General features: G+C 32.8%; 1 pseudogene. It reads right to left on the reverse strand.

From position 1 onward, the window contains the following. A pseudogene (locus tag CBW22_RS26525) lies at nucleotides 1–253 on the reverse strand (hypothetical protein); the annotation flags it as partial.

Below are 253 nucleotides of genomic sequence, written 5' to 3' on the forward strand. Positions count from 1 at the left end.
TTAGTATACTTGTGCCAGGATACTCATAATGAATGTCCAACGCCTTGAGTGCCGCTTGTTCAAACTCTCTAAATGAAAAAGACTCTGCTCCTGACAATGAATATGGGTGATACCTTTTAGAATGTTCTCTATAAAGCCCATTTGGGAGTTTATGTATTTTTGTTTTAGATTCATTGATATTTAAGTTGTACTTGTTCAGTTCATCAGAAATGTTTTTTAATATTTTTTTAGCATCAGACTCACTATTACAAAG

Origin of the sequence: Pantoea sp. VS1, from assembly GCF_002207995.1 — a bacterium.
Classification (GTDB): Bacteria; Pseudomonadota; Gammaproteobacteria; order Enterobacterales; family Enterobacteriaceae; genus Pantoea; species Pantoea dispersa.